The sequence below is a fragment of the Photorhabdus noenieputensis genome, assembly GCF_018448935.1.
Taxonomy (GTDB): Bacteria; Pseudomonadota; Gammaproteobacteria; order Enterobacterales; family Enterobacteriaceae; genus Photorhabdus; species Photorhabdus noenieputensis.
Genome location: NZ_RCWC01000143.1, coordinates 1 through 853, shown reverse-complemented (window position 1 = coordinate 853; position 853 = coordinate 1). Strand labels below are relative to the sequence as shown.

Sequence of the window (853 nt, the reverse complement as noted above, 5' to 3'; positions counted from 1 at the left end):
CCCCACCCCGCCAAGATACAACTCGCCCGGGACACCGACCGGACACAGCATTCCTCCAGGTGACAGGACCAATAAGCGTGTATTACTGATCGCCCGCCCTATCGGAATCACCGAAAGCGACGAATTCACATCATCAAAGTAACTCACATCTATCGACGCTTCTGTCGGGCCGTACAGATTATGTAACCGAGTTCCCGGATGTTTTATCTGCTCATACGCTTTAACTTGTTCCCGTGTTAACGCTTCACCACTACAAAATATCTGCTTAACCGTCTCCGGGAGTGTTAATTTCATACTTTGCAACGCATGGCAGAATCCCGACAGCATGGTCGGCACGAAATGCAGGGTCGTGATTTTATTTTCCACTAACTGCCGATAAATTTGCTCCGGCTCTTTATGACTTCCCGGCTCTGCCATCACGATAGCCCCACCCGTCCAGTTCGCCCAGAGCAATTCCCATACTGAAACATCAAACGTATACGGGGTTTTTTGCAACACCCGGTCATGACTATCCAGCGGATAGTGCTCCTGCATCCAGTGAATACGATTCAGAACACCTGCATGAGGCACCATCACCCCCTTCGGTCGCCCGGTGGTGCCCGAGGTGTAAATCACATACGCCAGATCTTCGCCGCCACTTATCCTGACCGGGTTCTCCTCCCCCTCCCCGGATACCGCCTCGTCATCATCCACAGACAATAATCCCGGCGGCTTCGCCATCCCCGCTATCACCTCCGCCAGCTGCGAACGGCAGGCCCCCTGCGTCAGGACCAACCGCGCCCCCGTATCTGCCAGCATCCACGCCACCCGCTCTGCCGGATATTCCGGCGACAGCGGCACATACGCCCCGCCC

The 853-nt window shown here is 55.5% G+C and carries 1 protein-coding gene; it reads right to left on the bottom strand.

Annotated elements, in window-relative coordinates; translation table 11 throughout:
• Positions 1-840, bottom strand: an 840-nt coding sequence (locus EAE91_RS23560; RefSeq protein ID WP_339919719.1) for an AMP-binding protein, incomplete at its 3' end; no start/stop codon positions are given.
• Between the last annotated feature and the right edge of the window lie 13 nt (positions 841-853).